The sequence below is a fragment of the Arthrobacter sp. ok362 genome, assembly GCF_900102785.1.
GTDB lineage: Bacteria > Actinomycetota > Actinomycetes > Actinomycetales > Micrococcaceae > Arthrobacter.
This window is the reverse complement of sequence record NZ_FNGC01000021.1, coordinates 45,100-64,973: the sequence shown is the minus strand read 5'-3', so window position 1 is coordinate 64,973 and position 19,874 is coordinate 45,100. Positions and strand designations below refer to the sequence as shown.

General features: G+C 63.9%; 14 protein-coding genes and 3 pseudogenes. 7 read left to right on the top strand and 10 right to left on the bottom strand.

The features are described from left to right. Positions 1–613: pseudogene (locus BLQ10_RS22895) on the top strand (hypothetical protein); the annotation flags it as partial. Positions 614–1,131: 518 nt separating this feature from the next. Here BLQ10_RS22895 and BLQ10_RS20670 read toward each other — a convergent pair. Then, positions 1,132–1,989, bottom strand: a complete 858-nt coding sequence (locus tag BLQ10_RS20670; protein ID WP_091564872.1) for a 3-hydroxyacyl-CoA dehydrogenase — start codon at positions 1,987–1,989, stop codon at positions 1,132–1,134. Between the two features lie 25 nt (positions 1,990–2,014). Beyond that, positions 2,015–2,647 (bottom strand): TetR/AcrR family transcriptional regulator, encoded by a 633-nt coding sequence (locus BLQ10_RS20665; RefSeq protein ID WP_091564871.1) that lies wholly within the window; start codon positions 2,645–2,647, stop codon positions 2,015–2,017. 69 nt (positions 2,648–2,716) lie between these two features. Here BLQ10_RS20665 and BLQ10_RS22890 point away from each other — a divergent pair, with 69 nt between their 5' ends. Further along, positions 2,717–5,128 (top strand): alpha/beta fold hydrolase, encoded by a 2,412-nt coding sequence (locus BLQ10_RS22890; protein WP_091564870.1) that lies wholly within the window; start codon positions 2,717–2,719, stop codon positions 5,126–5,128. A gap of 81 nt (positions 5,129–5,209) precedes the next feature. On the opposite strand, the pseudogene BLQ10_RS22885 reads toward BLQ10_RS22890, so the two are convergent. Both BLQ10_RS22885 and BLQ10_RS20650 read right to left on the bottom strand, forming a co-directional pair. Continuing rightward, positions 5,210–5,308: pseudogene (locus tag BLQ10_RS22885) on the bottom strand (recombinase family protein); the annotation flags it as partial. Beyond that, positions 5,299–6,777, bottom strand: coding sequence for a purine-cytosine permease family protein (locus tag BLQ10_RS20650; RefSeq protein ID WP_091564869.1), 1,479 nt, complete (start codon positions 6,775–6,777; stop codon positions 5,299–5,301). The pseudogene BLQ10_RS22885 and the gene BLQ10_RS20650, both read right to left, overlap by 10 nt. Before the next feature lie 338 nt (positions 6,778–7,115). Here BLQ10_RS20650 and BLQ10_RS20645 point away from each other — a divergent pair, with 338 nt between their 5' ends. Continuing rightward, on the top strand, positions 7,116–8,000 hold the full coding sequence (locus tag BLQ10_RS20645; RefSeq protein WP_091564868.1) for a carbon-nitrogen hydrolase family protein: 885 nt from the start codon (positions 7,116–7,118) through the stop codon (positions 7,998–8,000). Between the two features lie 116 nt (positions 8,001–8,116). On the opposite strand, the gene BLQ10_RS20640 is transcribed toward BLQ10_RS20645, so the two are convergent. Both BLQ10_RS20640 and ggt read right to left on the bottom strand, forming a co-directional pair. After that, complete coding sequence (locus BLQ10_RS20640; RefSeq protein WP_217635846.1) at positions 8,117–8,941, bottom strand: class I SAM-dependent methyltransferase; 825 nt, start codon at positions 8,939–8,941, stop codon at positions 8,117–8,119. Positions 8,942–9,174: 233 nt separating this feature from the next. After that, the gene (gene ggt / locus BLQ10_RS20635) at positions 9,175–11,004 is read right to left on the bottom strand and encodes a gamma-glutamyltransferase (protein ID WP_091564866.1); all 1,830 of its coding nucleotides are present in this window, start codon (positions 11,002–11,004) and stop codon (positions 9,175–9,177) included. A 241-nt stretch (positions 11,005–11,245) separates the two neighbouring features. On the opposite strand from ggt, the gene BLQ10_RS20630 reads away from it, so the two are divergent. From BLQ10_RS20630 to BLQ10_RS20615, 4 genes are all read left to right on the top strand, one after another. Next, on the top strand, positions 11,246–11,770 hold the full coding sequence (locus tag BLQ10_RS20630) for a DUF2087 domain-containing protein (protein WP_254785697.1): 525 nt from the start codon (positions 11,246–11,248) through the stop codon (positions 11,768–11,770). Between the two features lie 282 nt (positions 11,771–12,052). Beyond that, entirely contained in the window at positions 12,053–13,021 is a 969-nt protein-coding gene (locus BLQ10_RS20625; protein ID WP_091564864.1) for a GNAT family N-acetyltransferase, read from the top strand. Between the two features lie 165 nt (positions 13,022–13,186). Further along, positions 13,187–13,468 carry a hypothetical protein gene (locus tag BLQ10_RS20620; RefSeq protein WP_091564863.1) on the top strand — a complete coding sequence of 94 codons (282 nt, stop codon included), beginning with the start codon at positions 13,187–13,189 and terminating at the stop codon, positions 13,466–13,468. 350 nt (positions 13,469–13,818) lie between these two features. Continuing rightward, positions 13,819–14,214 (top strand): nuclear transport factor 2 family protein, encoded by a 396-nt coding sequence (locus tag BLQ10_RS20615; RefSeq protein ID WP_254785696.1) that lies wholly within the window; start codon positions 13,819–13,821, stop codon positions 14,212–14,214. Between the two features lie 362 nt (positions 14,215–14,576). Here BLQ10_RS20615 and BLQ10_RS20610 read toward each other — a convergent pair. From BLQ10_RS20610 to BLQ10_RS20595, 4 genes and pseudogenes are all read right to left on the bottom strand, one after another. Beyond that, positions 14,577–15,428: pseudogene (locus tag BLQ10_RS20610) on the bottom strand (aldo/keto reductase family oxidoreductase); the annotation flags it as partial. Between the two features lie 231 nt (positions 15,429–15,659). Further along, positions 15,660–15,932, bottom strand: a complete 273-nt coding sequence (locus BLQ10_RS20605) for a hypothetical protein (RefSeq protein WP_091564860.1) — start codon at positions 15,930–15,932, stop codon at positions 15,660–15,662. A 326-nt stretch (positions 15,933–16,258) separates the two neighbouring features. Continuing rightward, complete coding sequence (locus BLQ10_RS20600; protein WP_091564877.1) at positions 16,259–18,631, bottom strand: alpha-amylase family glycosyl hydrolase; 2,373 nt, start codon at positions 18,629–18,631, stop codon at positions 16,259–16,261. Between the two features lie 555 nt (positions 18,632–19,186). Further along, positions 19,187–19,765 carry a GNAT family N-acetyltransferase gene (locus BLQ10_RS20595; RefSeq protein WP_091564876.1) on the bottom strand — a complete coding sequence of 193 codons (579 nt, stop codon included), beginning with the start codon at positions 19,763–19,765 and terminating at the stop codon, positions 19,187–19,189. Positions 19,766–19,874 lie beyond the last annotated feature (109 nt).

Below are 19,874 nucleotides of genomic sequence, written 5' to 3'. Positions count from 1 at the left end.
AGACCCCCGCGACGGCGCCCCGCTGGAAATCGGCCGGACCAGCTACCGTGTCACGAAGGCCCAGCGTCAATGGCTCCGCCTCCGCGACGGCAGGTGCCCCTTCCCCGGCTGCAGCAACCACTCCCTGGACAACGAGGCAGACCACCTCCTGGCCTGGGCCGACGGAGGCACCACCGGCATCACCAACCTGGGCCAACCCTGCCCCAGACACCACCGCCTGAAACACAGCACCGCCTGGAAACCCACCGGAGCCAGCAAGGACCACCCGCCGGGGTGGACTTCACCGTCCAGCCGGCACTACCCCAGCGAGCACCAGGACTGGGAACCGCCCGAGTGGCCGCACGACATCCTCACCAAGGACACCCTCCCGGACCACGGCCTCCCCGCGGATCCAGGACACCAGGCAGACCCGGCGCCCACAGGCCATGCCGGCCAGGAACCCGGCCAGGAACCCGGCCGGGATCCCGAACTGGAACTGCCCCCGGACCCCTTCCCCGAGTGGCACCAATTCATGGCCGCGCATCCATTGCCCGAGGCGGGCACGGACGATCCCGCCCGGCCGGCGCCCCCGGACGACGCCATCCCGGAACGTTTCCTGCTCCACTGTGCCTGATCGACTGGTTGCGTGCCGTCTCAGTATGCTGTCCCGCTACATGATCGACTTCGGACTATTGGAGCGGAGGCCCTCCGGCTCCTCCTACTCGCGGCACGACGAAACATGGGCTTGGACGATTCCAAGCTTTCTGCAAGGAGGTTCAGGCAGGATTCGGTCCGAAGGTATCCCGATTGAAGGGTGGGTGGTTGTTATGGATGAAAGCCCGAGGCCGAAACTCTCCGTCTTGTTTTGGGTTGTTTCCTTTGTCATTTTGGGAGCACTTGGGGCCGTGGGCTGGTACGGGGTGAGCCGTTTGGCCGCCCTGCTGTTCCCTTCGGCGCATTGAATTTATCTCGACGACGCTCTCGACAACCAATGCGACGAAGAAGCCTTTTCCGTGCACCTCTTTCCGGTCACGTCTGAGCCAGTTTGAGGCATGACGGGGGCCCTGCCGCAAGCCCCCTTGTGCACGATAAATTGGAAGTGGCGGGGACCACTGTGGCCGCGGGTCTACCTGCGCAGCACGTTGGGCGGATTCAGTAGGTGTAGAAGCCTTCGCCCGTGGAGACGCCGAGCTTGCCCTTGTCGATGTAGTTGTCCTTCAGGTAATGAGCGAATGCTTGGGACCCGGCGTCTGATGAGGACGAGGCGATGTTGTACGCGGTAGCCAGGCCAACGACGTCGTAGATCTGAAACGGTCCGCTCGGCGCTCCGGTGGCAATGCGCCATGTTTTGTCGATCGTTTGCGGGTCGGCGATGCCCTGCAGCAGCAGGCCTGCGGCCGCATTCAGGAGAGGGACCAGCAGCGAGTTCAGGACGTAGCCGGCTTTCTCTTTCTTGATCTCGATCGGCTCCAGTCCGCTGTTTCGGGCGAACTCGACGACGGCGTCGTACACGGCCGGAGCGGTTTCGGTGGTCCCCATCACCTCAGCGATGTTCTGTGCCCAGATGTTATTGGCATAGTGGATGGCGAGGAAGCGATCGGGGCGGCCGGTGAAATCTTTGAGGTCGCTGGGCAGCAGAGTCGACGAGTTCGTGGCGAAGATAGTCCTGGCGGGGGCCAGATCCGCGAGCTTGCGGTAGACGTCCCGCTTGAGCTCAAGAAGTTCGGGCACGGCCTCGATCACGAGGTCCGCGTCGGCGACGGCGTCCGCTAGGTCGTCGGTGAGGCGGAGGTTGTCAAGAGCCGTCTCAGCCTTGCCTTCCGAAGCGCCGGCTACCTTCTCTGCCTGGTAGATGCCGGCGAGGCGTGCGAAGCGTGCCCGGGCCTTCTCGAGGACCTGATCGTGAATGTCATAGGCCGTGACCGCGAATCCGTGGAAGGCGGCCTGATAGGCGATCTGCGAGCCGAGCACTCCGGTGCCGAGCACGGTGAGCGTCTTGATGTTGGGCATGTGAGTTCTTCCTCTCGACCCGGCGTTACCGTCGGCCGGGGTTGATGGACCCGTAGATACTGCGAATCCAGATAGTTGATAACACGTCTAGAGCGCGGGACTCCGCGATGGCGGGACTCTCCTGGTTGAGGACCGCAGTGATCAGCCGCTCGTTCATCAGGTTGAGGCTTACTGCCAGGTCATGTGCGTCGATGCCCTCTGGCGCAGCCCCTCGTGCTTGCTCGGCCCGGATCACGTCGCTCGAGAAGTCGACCCATGACTGCATCGACTTGGACCAGAGCGCACGCACCTCATCGTTGCGCGCGCGCGCAGCGATCGCCGCAGTGGAAACGCCACGATGGGACACAAACACCTCGACGAACATGCCAATGGAACGAGTCCAAGCTCCTACGGGGTCACTTTCAAAATCCCGCGGCAAGTCGCCGACCCGGTGTTCCACCTCGGTGATGACACGGTCCAGAAGGGCCAGCAGCACCTCGTCTTTGGACGAGAAGTAGAAGTAGAAGGTGGGGCGCGAGATGCCCGCGCCTCCGGCCAGATCCTCGATCGAAACGTCGTCGAAAGCGCGCTCCCCGAGGAGCGCCTCGGCGGTGACCAGGATCGCGTCCTGGCGCTCATCTCCCGAGACCCTTGCAGTGCGTCTTCCTCGTTGAGCCATGGGCCCATCCTAGCCTGCGTTTTCGACACGGTGTTGACTGTCTCAACTATAAGTCGATAACTTGGCCTCATGAGCGTGCACGTCGATGTGTTGATTGTTGGGGCCGGGCTGAGCGGCATAGGTTTTGCTAGCCGGCTGAAACGCGAACTACCTGAGAAGACCTTCACGATCCTTGAGTCCCGCGGCGCGGTGGGAGGCACCTGGGACCTCTTTAGATACCCCGGGATCCGGTCCGACAGCGACATGTATACGCTCGGCTACTCCTTCCGGCCCTGGGCCGGCGCCAAGGCGATCGCCGACGGCGATTCGATACGTGAATACATCGAGGCGACGGTTGCCGACGAGGGCCTCGCATCGCGGATCCGGCTCAATCACCGGGTCATATCGGCCGAGTGGTCGAGCGAAACCGCGTTGTGGACGGTTACGGCCGTCCGCACCTCTGGCGGCGAATATCGGGCGGACGATGCGGTATCCCGTCCCGATATGTCCGTCAGCTTTACCTGCTCATTCCTCTCCGTGTGTTCGGGTTATTACCGCTATGACGCTGGGTTCACCCCGGCCATCGAGGGAGCCGAGACCTTTGGGGGGTCGATCGTCCACCCGCAGCACTGGCCCGCCGATCTCGGTTACGAGGGGAAACAGGTCGTGATCATTGGCAGTGGGGCCACCGCGGTGACACTCGTGCCGTCGATGGCGAAGTCGGCTGCCAAGGTGACGATGCTGCAGCGCTCCCCCACCTACATCGCCCCCGTGCCGTCGCGTGACCACCTGGCCGACCGTCTTCGGGGCAAGGTGCCAGCGCAGCTGGCGTACGACGTCGTACGGGCGAAGAACATTCTCTATTCGATGTTGACGTACCAGCTCAGCCGACGGCGGCCGGAGACAATGAAGGCAATTCTCCGCAAGTCGGCCATCGCCAAGCTGCCGGAGGACTTTGCGGTCGACACGCACCTGGCGCCGTCGTATCAGCCATGGGACCAGCGCCTCTGCGCGATCCCCAATGGCGATCTCTACCGTGCGATCAGCGCAGGCACTGCCGACATCGTGACCGACAGGATCTTACGGATCACGCCGAACGGGATTGAGCTGGCCTCGGGCAAGTCGATCCCGGCCGACGTCATCGTCATGGCGACAGGACTTAACCTGCTCGTGATCGGCGGTATGACTCTCACCGTCGACGGCGAGCCCGTGGACACAGGCAAGACCTTGACCTACAAGGGCATGATGCTGGAAGGCGTTCCGAATTTCTCCCTCACTATCGGCTACACCAACGCGTCCTGGACCCTGAAAGCGGACCTGGTCGCCGGCTACATCTGCAGGCTGCTGAAGTACCTCGACCGTCAAAACCTGCAGTGGGTGGCACCCGAAGCGCCCACCGACGTCGCGAACGCCGAGCTGACTTCCCTTATCGACCTGAAGGCCGGATACATCCTTCGCGGCGCCGGCGACCTGCCCAAGCAGGGCTCACGCTCACCATGGCGGCTGCACCAGAACTATCTGCGCGACTTCGCCCTGCTCAGAGCCGGCAGGCTGACGGATCACGTTCGTTTTGGGCCACGCGGGCAACAGGTGCGGGCGTCTGGACGGCTAACTTCGGAAGCGCCCCGGGATTCTCTCGAACTTCCGGGAACAGGACACATCACCGTCGCGGGCACTCGTTTGCGCTACCGGAAGACCGGCAGCGGGGAGCCCGTGCTTCTCCTGCACGGCATTGGCCAAAGCCTCGATGACTGGAACGAGCAACACGAGCGCCTCTCAGAACGTCACACCGTCTACAGCGTGGACCTGCCCGGCTTCGCATACTCCGAACGGCTCTCGGGGCCAGCGACTTTAGCGAACCTCGCGGACGTCCTGCCCGCCCTCCTCGACGCCCTTGGGGTTCACGCGCCGCTGCCCGTGATCGGCAACTCGCTCGGGGGCGCCGTCGCCATGAAGCTGGCTGCCGACCATTCTGACCGCGTCTCAGCCCTCGTTCTTGCGAACAGCGCCGGTTTCGGCAAGGAAGTTGCGCTGGTTCTGCGCCTGCTCGCGTTCAGGCCCCTCGGGGCGCTGCTCATGCGTCCTGACGAGTCGGCATCACGCCGAACCGTCGAGTCTCTCTTCTACGACAAGACCGTGGTGACCGATGCCCGCGTCGGCCATGCGTTCGCTCTGTCGCAACGGGCGACGCACCGCCAAACGCTCCTGGACGTGGCCCGCGACCTCGGAACCATCTCCGGTGTCAGGGCCGAATGGCGGACGGCCCTGATCGGGACCTTGGCGCAGTCTGAAGTTCCAACGCTTGTAGTTTGGGGCGATCACGACCACATCCTCCCGTTCAGCCATCTGGGGGCGGCGACCGCGTCGTTGCCACGCTCCGAGTCGTACGTCTTTTCGAATACGGGGCACATGCCACAGATCGAGCGACCTGACGAGTTCGCCGCGGTGGTTGAGGACTTCCTTTCCAGGCGCCTAGCGGACCGCCAGGCGGCAAGCATCTGAGGGGCCCGGCGACCCAAGTTCGCCGAAACTAGGCTGGCCGATATTCATTCCCGCGCCTAAGCCCAACACACGCAGCCCGCGCGCCTGCTCCGGCGAGAGTGCCTTCCTGCGTCCGCGGTCGGCCCCGCGGGCCTTGGCCAGGGCAATCCCCTCGCGCTGGCGTTCCCCGATCAGGGCTCGACGTGCTTGTTCGCGGCTTCCTCAAGTTCGGTTGCCTGGGTCTGGGCCAGACGCATTTCCGCGGCCGTGTCGATGTGGCGGGTGAGCACCCAGTAGAGGAAGGCCGAGACCGGCAGGCCGATGAACAGGGAGATGTCGGCGCCGCCCATCGCTTCGGCCGCAGGCCCGATGAAAAGCTTTCCGGCGGCGAAGAATGGAATCATGACCGCGAAGCCCGCGAGGTACGAGGCGATTCCGGGCCAGCCCCAGCGTCCGTAAATGCCGTGGGGATGGAAGATCTCCGCGATGGCATAGTGGCCCTTGCGGACGATGAAGTAGTCGGTGAGGTTGACCGCCGTCCACGGGATGAAGAAGTACAGCACCAGGAGCAGGAAGTCGTTGAAGTTGGCGAGGAAGTCGGCGGATGCGATGTTGGCGAAGACGAGTGAGATGGCCGCGGTGATCACGATGGTGACGATGCGGATTCTGACGGTAGGCCGGATGCGGCGCAGGCTGTCGACGGAGGAGATCAGCGTCAGGGATCCGCCATACATGTTCAGCGCTGTGACCGACACGAGTCCGAGGGCGGCGATGAACAATGCGATCGATCCGAAGCCCGGAAACAGCTTGTCGGCGGTGTCCCGGATCGAGCCGATGGTCTCGAAGTCCTTTCCGGCTGCCGCAGCGATGAATGCGCCCAGGAACATGACCCAGATACCGCCCAGGGCGCTCCCCCAGAATGTCCACTTGAACGTCCCGCGGCCGGTTTCCGGGGGGAGGTAGCGGGAATAGTCCGAAACGTAGATGGCCCATGAAATCTGGTAGCCCGCCGCCACGCCCAGTTGCCCCAGGAACGGGACGAGATGGAAATCGCCGAGATCGAACGCGCCGCCGGGCAGGTCAAGGTGGGTGAGAACCGCCGCCGTCAGCAGCGTCAGCATAATGATGGTCAGGTAGGTCAGATAGCGCTCGAAGCCGTGGATCAGGTCATAGCCGAAGAGCGCGACGGCCGAGGCGATAATCGTGACGACCCAGAACCAGAGCGTTTCGTTTCCGATGTGAAGGGACTCAGCCGCGGCCTCGCCGGCCAGGACTGTGTTGAAGACGTTGAATCCCGCGTACTGCAGGTAGGCGAACAGCCACACCAGCAGAGCGCCCACGTACCCGAACTGCGGACGGGACTGGATCATTTGAGGCAACCCGAGCTGCGGGCCCTGCGAGGAGTGTGCCGCCATGAACAAGGTGCCCACCAGTACGCCGATCGCGACCGCAATCAAAGACCAGATCAGGTTCCCGCCGGTCGTGATGCTGATCAGCCCTACCGCAAGTGTGGCTATCTGGGCGTTGCTCATAAACCACAGAGGCCCAATGTGCGAGACCTTTCCGTGTCTCTCACTGAGGGGGACGTAGTCGATCGACCGGACTTCCAGTCCCCGACTCGTTGCCGGACCCGTTGCCGGACCCGAAGCCGGACCCGTGGCTGTACTCATGACATGTCTCCTAGAACGTGGGATGCTGCTGGCATCGGTGCGGGATCGAAGGCTGCAGCGACCGGAACCCGCGCCAGCGCCGCGAACTAGTGAAGCGAATCACATGCGGAGCGTGGGCAAGGATAAACTTGAACCATTCCTTGCCCATATTCGAATGACAGAATCTTGGGCCTGTTTCTATGCGAATGTCCATAGCCCGCGCAGGCTGCCATTCGGTTCAATGGCAAGCATCAGCCGATCTCTGCCCATCAGACCGGCGGGCGGCCGGAGTGGAGCGGGCCATCAGAACCGGTCTCTTCGACCGCCGCCTATCAACGTCACTTCAAAGGTAACTGCCCATGTCCAACCTCGCCCTTGCAGCCGTCCAGGCCCCTCCGCACCTGATCGGTGAACCGTTCTCCGCGTTTGCGGATGAAGCCGCCCGCGTCATGGCGGAAAACCCCGGAACGCAGCTGATGGTTTTTCCCGAACTCCACCTGTTCTGCGACGGAAGCCCCGACAGGCAACGATCCGAGGCGCTACAGGAAGCCGCGCAGCCTCTCGACGGGCCGCTCGTAAAGGAGTTGAGGCAACTCGCCGGGGACCTCAGGCTCTGGCTGGTCCCCGGGAGTATCTGCGAACGCGGCCCACAGGGCCAGCTGTTCAACTCCTCCCTGGTCCTCTCCCCCGACGGCGCGCTGGCGGCCAGCTACCGGAAGATCTTCCCTTGGCGCCCGTTCGAACCCTACGACCCCGGGGACAAATTTGTAACGGTCGATCTAGCCGGATTCGGCAGGGCCGGCCTGACAATCTGCTACGACGCATGGTTCCCCGAGGTCACCCGGCAACTTGCCTGGATGGGGGCCGACGTCATCATCAATGTCGTCAAGACCACAACCCCGGACCGCGCCCAGGAACTTGTCCTGGCCCGCGCAAATGCCATCGTCAACCAGGTATTCATGATCAGCGTCAACTGCGCCGGACCTACCGGACAGGGCCGGAGCATCGTCGTCGACCCCGAGGGCGCCGTTCTCTCCGAAGCCCCGGACGACTCCCCCTCCGTGCTGTCCATCGAGCTTGACATGGACCATCCGGGCCGGGTCCGTTCCGGCGGTACCGCCGGACTGAACCGGATGTGGTCCCAGTTCAGGGCCGACGAGCCCCCCATTGAACTCCCCATTTACGGCGGCCGGATCACCCCGGCCAACTGGACACCCGAAGCCCACACAACAAGCCGCCCGTAGCCCGGTCAAGTATATGCTCGGTGAACTTTTGGACTGTCGAGTCCGGCCATCGACGGGGCAAAGGGGTGCGAGTAAGTGCCCGTCCCGTCGATCGGGTGAGCACACAGGAGGCGGGGCTAGAAGCTGTAGCGCAGGATTCGCGCCTTGCGGGCCATGCTCGGGATGCGCCCGGCGAGGTGAGTCGCCATGCGCAGCCAAGTCGGGAAAAGCTCCACCTCCGGGGCGTGGGCCAGGCTGGTCTCCTCGATCAGCTGCAACCGAGGGTTCCATACCTCTGGCCGGTGCGCGTCCTTGAATCCGGGGTAACCGCTCCATTGGCCGGAGACGGCCTTGAACATCCGCTGCGGGGCCAGCTTCACCGCGAACCTACTCACCCAGCCGATGCGGCCGTAATCGTTGAAGGCCAGTTCACCCGACCGAAAGTGGCCGGTCACTCGCCTCAACAGCGAGACAATTTCCTGCTCGTTAAGGAAGGCCAGCAACCCATTGGCGATCAGCATCGTCGGGCGCTCTGCCGGGATCGCCTCCAGCCAACGTTCGTCGGTCAGCGAACGAGGCACGGAGTGGGCCCGCGGATTCCCGTGAAGAACGCTGTCGCGCAGCGCGATCACCGCCGGGAGGTCAACGCTGTACCAGTCGACGGTCGGCGGCCCGTCCAGGCGGGACATGCCGTCGTCCAAACCAGCTCCGAGATCCACCACGACGGCGTTCGGATGGGCCGCAGTGAACATGCGCACCCTGTCATCGAGCATCTTCGTGCGCAGCGCTGCCTGGCATACGACGCTGGTCACCAGACCCAGGCCAGTGAAATCGTAGTCAATGCTGGCGGCGATCCGGTCTGCGTCACTGTCGCCCAGGATCGGTCGGGGCAAACGGCTGTCCAGCGCTCGGGCGTACAGTGTCAACAACGCGGTCTCCTCCAGCGGAGTAAACCTGCTCACGTCAATCCCCACGTTCCGGCCTTCCCGAGCTCACGGTCTGAGACCGGGTGGAGTTGCCGAACGTGCGTTTCCAAGGCCCGGAACCCAGTAGTTTCTAAATCGGTTCAGTGCTTGTGTCCTGTCCACGTCGGGCTCGATGAGCTCATCGTCCTGCGTCTTCATGCTCCTCGCAAGAGCCCTAGCTGCCTAGCTACGTGACAGGCAAGCGTCCGCCCACTTTTTCCCCCGGGGCCCTACCTAGGCGACGGCTTGAGTGCCATCGCGGATCCGCCGCCGCGTCTCACGGGCTCGGCGGCCGCGACCATGCCGCCGTCGGGCAGGAATTCGATGGCGGTCGCGGCGCCGATCTCCGCTGCCGAGGTGAACGCATCCCCCGACGGCGTGAACTGATGGCCAAAGGGTGTCAATTGGCTGCCGTAGGCGGCGATGAACTCCGGCTCGGCCGTGACCTTGGCCGTGTTGCGTTGCGAGGCACGCGGTGCAGCGATCGCCTCGGAGATGGTCATGCCCAGGTCCACCCGGTTCAGGATCGTCTGCAGGACGGTTGTGATGATGGTCGATCCGCCGGGCGAGCCGAGAGCGAGGAACGGCTTGCCCTCCTTGAGGATGATGGTCGGCGCCATAGACGAGCGCGGGCGCTTCCCCGGCTCGATCCGGTTCGGGTCGGTCTGGTTGTACACGGTCGAGAAGTCGGTCAGCTCGTTGTTGAGCAGGAAGCCGCGGCCGGGGACCACCATGCCGGACCCGCCGGTCTGCTCGATCGTGAGCGTGTAGTCGACCACGTTCCCCCACCTGTCCGCGACCGTCAGGTTGGTCGTCGAGATGTTCTCCGTGTCCTTCTCGTCGTCGGACGCCACGGCGGCAGCCGGGCACGCGCCGTTGTACGAGGTCACGTCCCCCGGCGCAACGGGCTTCGCCGCCGCGTGCAGCGGGTCGATCTGGCAGGCGCGCTCCTTGCCGAATATCGGGTCAGTAAGCGCGGCGGTCGGGACGCCGACAAACACCGGGTCGCCCACGTACTTGCCGCGGTCCGCGAAGGCAAGCGCGCTCGCCTCGAGGTAGTGATGCAGGGCGTCGGGCCTGGACATCCCGGACAGGTTGGACGGCTCCAGGATATTCAGCGCCTCGCCAACCGTGGTGCCGCCGCTGCTGGACGGCGCCATGCCGTAGACGTCCAGGTCGCGGTAGTCCACGTGTGTGGGCGCCTGATCCAGGGCGCGGTATGCGGCGAGATCCGCCGTCGTCAGGTGGCCGACCGGAACGGGCAGCGTTGTGCCGGCCCTCTTGGGCGGAGCCTGCACCGTGGCCGCGATCTCGGCCGCGAGCGGGCCGCCGTAGAAGCCGCTCGTGCCCTTTTTGGCGAGGAGCCGGTAGGTCGCGGCGAGGTCGTGGTTCTGGAAGACACTTCCGACGGCGGGGGCGTCGCCGCCCGGGAGGAAGAGGCTGCTGGTCGAGGGGAACGCCTCGAACCGGAGCTTGTTGTCGAGGGTCTGCTGGCGGAACGTCTTGTCGACCACGAACCCACGGGTCGCCACGTTGATGGCAGGCTTGAGGGCATCCCCGAGGCTCAACGTGCCCCAACGGTCAAGGGCACGCTCCCAGGTGGCCGGAGTGCCGGGGACGCCAACGGAGACGCCGCTTGTGACGAGTTCGGGCGTGAAATTGTAGGGCTTGCCGGTCGCCGGGTCGATGAACGCGTCGCGCGGCATTCCTGCCGGTGCGGTCTCTCGCCCGTCGATCGTGCCCACCTTGCCGGTCTTCGCGTTGTAGAACACGAAGTAGCCTCCGCCGCCGATTCCGGCGCTGTACGGCTCGGTGACGCCAAGGGTCGCGGCTGCGGCGACGGCGGCGTCCGCCGCGTTGCCGCCCTTGCGGAGGACGTCGATCGCCGCTGCGGAGGCCTCCGGATCCACGGTGCTCACCGCGCCGCCGTAGCCGGTGGCGGTCGACGTCTTTGCAGTTTCCCGCGGATCGGCCACCGCAGGGGCGGCGACGACGCCGCCCGTCACGCCCAATGCCAGAGCCGCCGTGACGGCCACCAGCCCACGTGTCATATATGCCATGATCGCTCCCGAGTCCGTGTGATGCGTGTTGACAGTGTTTGTCACGCTACTACGCCGGTCTGCGACACTCAACACTTGCGCCAACGGCATTGGATGTCATTTCGGGAGCCCTAGCGGTGCACCGGGTGAGGTGCCCACGAGCGGCCCCTGTCCGTCACACTCGCGCAGGACTACGATTTGGCCTGTTGACCAAGCACACCGTGACCAGCTCAGGGGGCAGATGCAGAGTGAGGAAAACACTGTGACCGCAGGGGCGAGGCTGAGCGGACCGCACTGGCGGCGAGTGGTTGCCGCCCTCGCCAACAACGACGCCCGGACCGCCTACGCCCAAATAGTGCTCGGCGCCAAGTTCCCCGAAGTGGTTGCTGAACTGAATGACCGACGGCGGAACCGGGCCATCGCCGCTCTGCTTGAGTCCGGGCTCGTCGAACGGAATGCCGACAACGAGCTGGAGGTGTCTGAGGCGATCTTCCGCGACCTGCTCACGCAGCAACCCCGGCGACAGGCGCAGAGAGGATTGGCTCGTTTCATGCGCCTAGGCAGGATCGAGAGGTACCCAGCCAACATGGCGGAACGGCGGGAGCTCCTGGCCTGGATTGTCAGCGAAGCCATCGAGCCGGACGAACACCTAACGGAAAAGCAGGTAAATGAACGGCTCCTCAGCTATAGCGATGATGTCGTTATGCTGCGCCGCTACATGATCGACTTCGGACTGTTGGAACGGACGCCCTCCGGATCCTCCTACTCGCGGCACGACGAAACATAGGCTTGGAACTCGGCGTTCTCCTCGAGCGCGGGAACCTCACCGGCGTCTCGGACAGCGTCCTCGATGCGATCGCGCGCGCACTGGAATTCGAACGCGCCGAACATAACTAGGGTGTCTGGACGGAACACTCCAACCCACGGCATAATGCACACCACCGCAAAGCAACGTGCACGACGATTTACACCATTCCACGGGACTCTATCGCCGCGCTGTCGGATTCGCCTCGCGATGGCTTTGCGTCGGGTGGTCGGATGCAAGAAGACGTCGTGGAGGGAGAGGCTCATGACCGCACAGGAAACCGGGCGAAAGGGTGCCGGCGGCCCGGTATCGGTCCGTCCGCTGCAGGAGGCGGACCTCGATCGTGCTGACGAGATTTGCAGGGTGGCGTTCGGGACGTTCCTCGGGGTCCCTGATGTGTTCGGGACCGCCGACTATGTCCGTACCCGCTTTGCCGCCGATCCGCACGCCGCCTTCGCCGCGACGGTCGACGGCGAACTCGCCGGATCGAACTTCGCCGCCAACTGGGGCAGCGTCGGGTTCTTCGGACCGTTGACCGTCCGTCCGGACCTGTGGGACAACGGCGTCGGCAAAAGCCTGATGGAGCCGATCATGGGCTGCCTCGAGACCTGGGGAAATAGCCACCTCGGCCTGTTTACCTTCTCGCACAGTCCTAAACACCTCGAGCTCTACCGCCGCTACGGCTTCTGGCCCCGATTCCTCACCGCCGTCATGCGTAAGCAGGTCGCGGCCCGTGGCGCGGTGCCCGGCCGGGTGACTTTTGCCGAGCTATCCGCCGCCGAGCGGCCCGACTACCTCAATGCCTGCCGCGCACTGACCGACGCTGTGTACGGGGGTCTGGATCTGGAACGCGAGATCACGGCCGCGCACGCACAGGGACTCGGCGACACCGTGCTGCTGCCGGGCGAGTCAGGGCTCGACGGGCTGGCCGTGTGTCACTGCGGACCGGGATCGGAGGCCGGGACGGATGTGTGCCTCATCAAGTTCGGCGCCGTGCGCCCCGGCCGGCAGGCCGGTGACAGATTCGAACGACTACTCGACGCCTGCGAGCAACTGGCAGCCGAGCGCGGACTGGGTCAGCTCGACGCCGGGATGAACTTGGGCCGCCCGGATGCCTATCAGCGCATGGTCGCCCGCGGTTTCCGTACCGGGTTGCAGGGCGTGACCATGCACCGGCCCAACGAGCCCGGCTACAGCCACGCCGACGCCTACGTGATCGACGACTGGCGCTGAAGCGTATTCCACGGACCCGCCTCAACCCCATCACCCCTTCAATAGGCCCCCACGGCTTCAGGAGAAGAGCACGCAAAGCCGCTGGCTGTCTGCAGCCAGATCGGCAGCGCAAACATGCCGGAAGACAGGGCCACACTACTGACCCGTGAAGCTAAGGTGGGTCCTATGACTAAGCAGTTCGATGTTGAGCCGGTAACCGAACACCAGTATTTGGTGCGTGCCCATACTGACAGCGGAATTATCGAGTCCTGGTTCCGCGCCGACCCCGAGACACTTGAACAGCTGGGACTGACGAACGCCGACGAGCTCCAGGTAGTTGAACAGACCGCGGTTTACCTTGCCGGACGCCAGCCCGTCGAGGACTTCCCACCAATGCTTGACCTTCTCGATGTGATGGCCAGCTACGAGGACTACCCCGAACACATTCGACGCCAGCTCGGTGCCTAGCGGCGCCACCGCTCCCCCGCCTTCTGCCTCACGAGCGCACGATGCACCGCCGACGTCTCCTCCAACGGGCTGCGGTGCGCCGGCCGTGCCCGACGGTCAGGACCCAGCGGCACCACACCAGTGCAGCAGAGCATTCCCATACGAAAGGGCCGCGTAGGCCTTTTTGATGCCCTGGCGGATCCGTCCCTCTGGACACAATGGGTCCGGGGGACGGGGGACTTTGGGCACTGGCCGCCGTCAGCTGCTCCTCCGACCATTAAGACGACAAGATTCTTACAGGGGCCTCATCCGCCCCTCCAGACTCGAGCCCGATGCAGAATCAGATACTCCCCAGAAATCAGGTCAGGACTGTGGATGAAAAGACTGTGGATGAAACCACTGCAAACGAGAAGGTAGTCAACCGGCTGATCGCTTGTATCAATGACCGTCAGGTTGCCATCATGGACGAGTTGTTTCATGACGACGCGATCATGCACTGGCCACAATCCGGAGAGCTCGTGCGCGGCGCCGAGAACCGGAGGGGAATCTACAACGCCTTCCCACAACTGCCAACCATCACCCCGCGCCGGCTGACCAGCGGCGGGGAGCTGGTCGTCGCCGAGGCGTTGTTGGATTACGGCGGCCCAAAGTACGAAACGGTGTTCATCTTTGAATTTCGCGAGGGCAAAATCGCCAGGGAGACGGCCTACTGGAGCGAAGCATTCGACGCACCACAGTGGCGTGCCCAATGGGTTGAAAAAATCTAGTCAGACGATCCGTGGCCGGTGTCGAGAATCTGTCCGCCGCGGCACCGCGGAACCTCGCGGCTACCGGAAGCTGGCTCCATCGGTTGGAGGCCATGGAGCCAGCCTTGCGAGGTTAAGCGTCCACAATGGACGCGGTGCGGCCACCCCCAATATCGTTGCCCACGGCCACTTCCTAGACAGCACGTTAGCCGCGCTTCGTTGTCCCGGCAATGGGTTTGACTCGCAATTCCTCCGGTCCTAGGTTTGCTGAGTCCGGCCGCATCCCCCAAAATCCGGCACCGAACCCGTCAGACCGACCGGGGACTGTTGAAGGGGATGCCGTCGTCCTGATTCGCGGGGGTGATTGGTCAGTTCAGACGTCGCTATTCGGCAATTGCGTTCAGTGCCTGGATCGCGTCGGCCGGCAGCTCGAGGGCGGCAGCCGAAACGTTGTCTCGGAGATGCGCGAGTGAGGACGTACCGGGGATGAGCAGGATGTTCGGTGAGCGCTGCAACAGCCAGGCCAGGGCGACACTCATCGGGGTTGCCTGCAGGCGTTCGGCGACATCCCTGAGGGTGTCGGACTGAAGCGGCGTGAATCCGCCTAAGGGGAAGTACGGCACGTAGGCGATGCCCTGCTCCGCGAGTGAGTCCACGAGTTGATCGTCCTGCCGTTTGGCGATGTTGTAGAAGTTCTGCACTGAGACGATAGGGGCGATCTGCTGTGCCTCGGCGATTTGCCCGGCGTTGACGGTGCTGAGGCCGAGATGTTTGATCAGCCCCTCCTGCTGGAGTTCGGCCAGGGCGGTGAAGGGTTCGGCGAGTGAACCGGGGGTGGGACTTTCGAACCCGCCGACTCGCAGATGCACCAAGTCGAGGACGTCAAGCCCGAGGTTCGTGAGGTTGTGGTGAATGGCCTGCTGGAGCTCGTCGCGTGAGAGGGCCTGCGGCCAGTTCCCGTCCGCATCGCGACGCGCACCGACCTTCGTCACGATATGAAGGTCCTCCGCATAGGGGTGAAGAGCTTCCTTGATGATTTCGTTGGTGATGTGGGGCCCGTAGTAGTCGGCCGTATCAATATGATTGATGCCCAGACTCACGGCCTCGTTCAGAACGGCAAGGGCGCCGTCGCGGTCAGCGGGCGGCCCGAACACGTGCGGGCCAGCGAGCTGCATCGCCCCGTATCCCATACGGGTCAGCGTGAGATCCTCCGAGAGTGAGAAGGTGCCCCCGGGAAACCGGTCCGGATGCCATGTCGGTCCTTTCGACGGGGTACAGCTCGGGCCTTGTTCCCCTGCTGTTCAACTCTGCTTCGGCGGGCCGGCCGGAGCCGCGGCGTTCGTGCGCCGGCCAAGCGCCCGCCCGCACGACCGGCGGGGCTAGCCATACGCACCGCCCACCGGCGGCAGACTGCAGGTATGAGCGGCTAAACGCCTCAGAAGACCCGCCAGCACTACGTCCCGGGGTCAGGTGCTGGGCTCGGGTTCGACCAGCGTCAGGATCGTGTCCCGGCGTACGCCGTCGAATTCCATGGCGTCGGCCGCGGCCTCGGACTCCATCATTCGCTGGAACGTGTCCATGTCCGGGACATCGACGATCAGGCCGACGCGGTTGGTTTTCTCCGGGTCGACAAAGGTTCGAACAGTCATGCCCATGGGTCCGAAGAGTTCCTGGCGTCGCGGCGAGCTGAGCCAGTGGTTAACGTCGTCGACCTCATGGAAGATCAATAGAGTTGCCATCGTTGCCTCTGCTTTCGAAAGCGGTATCAGGAGCTGGATTGGAAGGCAATCGCATGAGGAACTCCTAATCCAAGCAGAAATTACCACGGCCGCCGTATCTTCGATAGGCAGCCAGAAAAAGCGACCAGGATCGCTCTCGGCCACGGAGGACCGTGCCGGGATCGGGCAGCCAAGTATGCCAACGGTTCTTCCCGCCTCCGCGGCAATTCTGCCCGCGCAGATGTCACCCGAGTTGGCTTCGTCGGTGGCTACATCACCATCAGAGGCTGTCCAAAAGCGCCGTACGGTACTGCGCCCCGGACCGCCGAACGAGAAGTTACCCGGCGTCACAGCATGCTCAGCACGACCAATGCGTTGGCCGGCAAGCGCACCTCAATCTGGCCGTCCTGGCTGGGCAGGGCGGCACCGAAGTTCCCCAGGTCCGATCCACCATAGAACCGCGAGTCGCTGTTGAAGACCTCCTGCCACTGACCAGGGCTCAGCCGGTCCACCGAACTCTGGATGATGTAGCCTCCATCGAACGGCCGGTTGTTCAGGGACGCGATAACGAGTTCACGGGTGGGTCCTTCGTTCCGTGTGAAGGCGATGACCCGGTTGCCATCGGAGGCATGAATGATGTCGATGTTTCGTGACCGGAAGCCCCGGCGGGTACGGCGGAGCCTGATCAGGTCCTGATAGTAGCGGAACAGGTTCGCTCCCAGGCCGTGGCTTTCTCTCAGGATGTCTTCCCGGCCTTCCAGGATTTGGTTGTGCTTGAAAGGTGCCCGGGCGCCGATCTCCTCGCCCATGAGAAACATCGGCGTGCCGGCCGACAGGATGCCGATCCCGGCGACCAGCCTTGCCCGGGCCTCCGCAGCGTCCCGAGTCGGCCCGAACAGTGCGGCGTCATTGACGGCCACGCGGATTGTGCGCAAAGTGCCGTCGGAGTTTCCGGCCTCATCGTGGGACTCGTGGTAAGCGATCCGCGCATCCCCGGTCCGGGCAAGTGATCCGGAGAGCTGGCTCAACGGCACCGGGTCGTCCGTCCCGAACCCGGCGCGGTGGAGCACCCTGGCCTTGTCCAGTTGATTGTCCGCATCACCGATCAGGTCGTGATAGAACGCGGCGTACCAGGTCGCGTTGAATCCCATCCCCGCCATGTCGGTGGGCTGTGTCACCGCGAACCAATCTGAATGGTCTTCGGCTATGCGCATGACGGCAGGCCGGATGAGATTCAGAGTCCGGCTCCACTCCCGCAGCAGCTTCTGGCCGAAGATCCTGGCGGAGTCCACTGGCGATCCGTCGATTTCGTGCCAATGGTCGCGGTGGATGGCCTGGGTGAGGTCCACGCGGAAGCCGTCAACGTGGAATTCCTCGGCAAACTCCGCGGCGCTGCTCGTGAACAGCTTTCGCACATTCTCCTCCCACAGGCGAGGAGTAAACCCCGACGACCCGTTCCGCAGGTACCCGTTTTTCGGGTTGGCATAATCGGTGGAGCGCCCCTCGTACCAGTAGTAAATGTTTTCCTCAGGCAGGTCCGAGTCGTACTGCCATTCCGCCCTGTCGGCGTCGTTGTCGAAGTGGTTGTAGACGACGTCCTGAATGACGGCGATCCCGTTGCGGTGGCACTCCCGCACGAAGTGCTTGTACTTGTCGCGTCCGCCGGCGCTGGACTCAATGACGAAATGGTGCGTGTCCCCGTAGCCCCAGCCGACGTTTCCGTGGAATTCGGACACAGGTAGCAGCTCGACTGCGTTGACGCCGAGGGACACCAGATGAGGGATGAAGTCCATGGCGTCCTGCAGGTTGCCCGGGCCAATTTTGCCGAATCCCAGCGACCCGATGTGGAGTTCATAGATCACCAGCTCAGGGAGTCGCGACGGCACCGGCAATCCGGCGGTGAACTCCCTGGACCAGAACTCCTCGTCGGTGATCTGCTTCGGTGGGTTGGTGATCGGTTCGAACTCTTCGCGCACCACGTCCTGGTCGACGACGACGCTGCAGCTGACGCCGCCGTCGAGAGTAGCCGGGCTCTTGTCCCACGCGTCATACAGTGGGTTTTTGTCGCCGCGCCCGATCTGCCAGCGGGAGTGGACATCGGTGTGCATCCTCGTGACGCCTTGGGCGTTTTGGATGCGGTACATGTAAGGCAATCCCACGTAGGACTGGAAGTCCGACAGCGGGTCGCTGGCCCAGATACCGCCACCGATTTTCTTGAGCAGCACAACGGGACGGTTCGGGTCGATGCCGGTGCCATCGTCGAAGATGTAGCCGTTGTCCGTTGTTCCGAAGACAACCTCAACCCTTTGGGCGTGCGGTGCCCAGACCGCGAACTTGAGGAGCTCCGCGCCGCCCTGGTAGAACTTCTGGGCGCCAAGGAACCGGCTGAGTGTCAGATAGTAGCGGGCCGTCGCCAGCCCTCCGGCCGCCGGAAGGATGGTCCGGCATTCCGGCCTGATCACACCCAGGTCCGGGTCCTCGGTCGGAATCCCCCACTGGTTCGCTCCTGCCCGTCCGTCCAGTCGGACACCCCACCGGATCTCCTGGCCGGCCAGAGCGTCATCGAAGTCCACGGCCACTTCGAAAGCCGGGCAGCCGTCATCAGCTACGGTCTCCCGCATCGGTATGTCGCCCCAGCTGTTCCAGGTGCCGGACAGGCGGGCGCTGTGGAAAAGGCCCCGCTTAATGCCTGTCATGTAAATGAACCGGACAGTAATCATGGGGTCCCCCATCGTCGATGATTCTGCAGCGCCTCAGCCCAACAGGCCCTAGGGTGCTCCGTCACCATCCGGACTGTCAATGCGCTGAAGGCATTGAGCGCCCAATCAAGCCGGAGGCCGACCAGGTGATAAAGGACCTCCGCGGGCCCGCTCGTCGTCGTCGTGGTCCTGGCGGTGATGCTCTGGCAGACCCGCACCCTTGGTGCCGGCCAAGGTGATTTCCCGGATCCCGGCCGCCGACGCGCTGCCCGGGACTGTTTCTATTGAGCTGCCGTCGAGTGCAACCTTTCGTTGATGGTCCGGCGCCTATCGAAGGCCAGATAGCGCCCGACCCCACTAGCGCATCCCGGCGTTCTGGGATGCACCGTTCCCGCCTCGGGAGCATACTTGGCGTGTCAGTATCCGGTTTCGGACTCGGAACCGAACACTGCCCCCCGGTTCGCATTCGGAAGGAATGACCGAGGCGGTGCCTGCCCCTGGTGTCACCCATCTCCACTGCGAGGTGGTCCGATGATCCTGGCCACCGTCGCTGCCCGCGAGGTGAAAGATGCTGGATCACGGACCAGTGACGGCGGTCCGGTTTAGCTCCCATTCACGCCTGGAGATCGCGTACTCGACGCCGCCGTGTTCATCGCCCGGGATCGACACTGGCCAGTCAGCGACGAAGGCCCGTACGAGACGCATCCCAGATCTCTCCATCACCCTTCGCGAGGCTGTGTTGACTGCCACGGCCGAAGCAACGACCCGTTGCACTCCGAACTCGGTAAACCCCTTGGCGATCAGCGCACGAGAACCCTCGGTCGCGTACCCCTTTCCCCAAGCCTCGCAGCGCAACCGGTAGCCCAGTTCCGGCTGATCGAGTGGATCGCCGGGGGCGGGTCGGTAGTGGAACCAGCCGAGGAAATCTCCGCTTGACTTCTCGATCGCGGCCCAGAAACCGTAGCCGGGGAATTCCCGGTAGTAGCCAAGGAATGCCGGAAGTATCTCGCCTTCAACCTCGTCCCGAGACGTCGGGGCGCCGCCCGTGATGTACCGCATCACACGCGGATCGCCGTCCAACTCCACGAGCAGTTCTGAGTCGCGGAGATTGAACTGCCGCAGCAACAGCCGCTCCGTCTCCAAGAATATAAGCATGCGGGCATTCTCGCATCGGGACGGAATGTCCGCCATCTCGGGAACGGTCATTGAACTGACCGGTTGCTCATGCGTTGCTGCCTGGGCCCCGCCGACCACGGGCGCTCTC

Bases quoted from the DNA above. Each gene is read 5' to 3' on its own strand.
- BLQ10_RS20670 (WP_091564872.1), bottom strand. From the start codon at position 1,989: ATGCCCAACATCAAGACGCTCACCGTGCTCGGCACCGGAGTGCTCGGC.
- BLQ10_RS20665 (WP_091564871.1), bottom strand. From the start codon at position 2,647: ATGGCTCAACGAGGAAGACGCACTGCAAGGGTCTCGGGAGATGAGCGC.
- BLQ10_RS22890 (WP_091564870.1), top strand. From the start codon at position 2,717: ATGAGCGTGCACGTCGATGTGTTGATTGTTGGGGCCGGGCTGAGCGGC.
- BLQ10_RS20650 (WP_091564869.1), bottom strand. From the start codon at position 6,777: ATGAGTACAGCCACGGGTCCGGCTTCGGGTCCGGCAACGGGTCCGGCA.
- BLQ10_RS20645 (WP_091564868.1), top strand. From the start codon at position 7,116: ATGTCCAACCTCGCCCTTGCAGCCGTCCAGGCCCCTCCGCACCTGATC.
- ggt (WP_091564866.1), bottom strand. From the start codon at position 11,004: ATGGCATATATGACACGTGGGCTGGTGGCCGTCACGGCGGCTCTGGCA.
- BLQ10_RS20625 (WP_091564864.1), top strand. From the start codon at position 12,053: ATGACCGCACAGGAAACCGGGCGAAAGGGTGCCGGCGGCCCGGTATCG.
- BLQ10_RS20620 (WP_091564863.1), top strand. From the start codon at position 13,187: ATGACTAAGCAGTTCGATGTTGAGCCGGTAACCGAACACCAGTATTTG.
- BLQ10_RS20605 (WP_091564860.1), bottom strand. From the start codon at position 15,932: ATGGCAACTCTATTGATCTTCCATGAGGTCGACGACGTTAACCACTGG.
- BLQ10_RS20600 (WP_091564877.1), bottom strand. From the start codon at position 18,631: ATGATTACTGTCCGGTTCATTTACATGACAGGCATTAAGCGGGGCCTT.
- BLQ10_RS20595 (WP_091564876.1), bottom strand. From the start codon at position 19,765: ATGCTTATATTCTTGGAGACGGAGCGGCTGTTGCTGCGGCAGTTCAAT.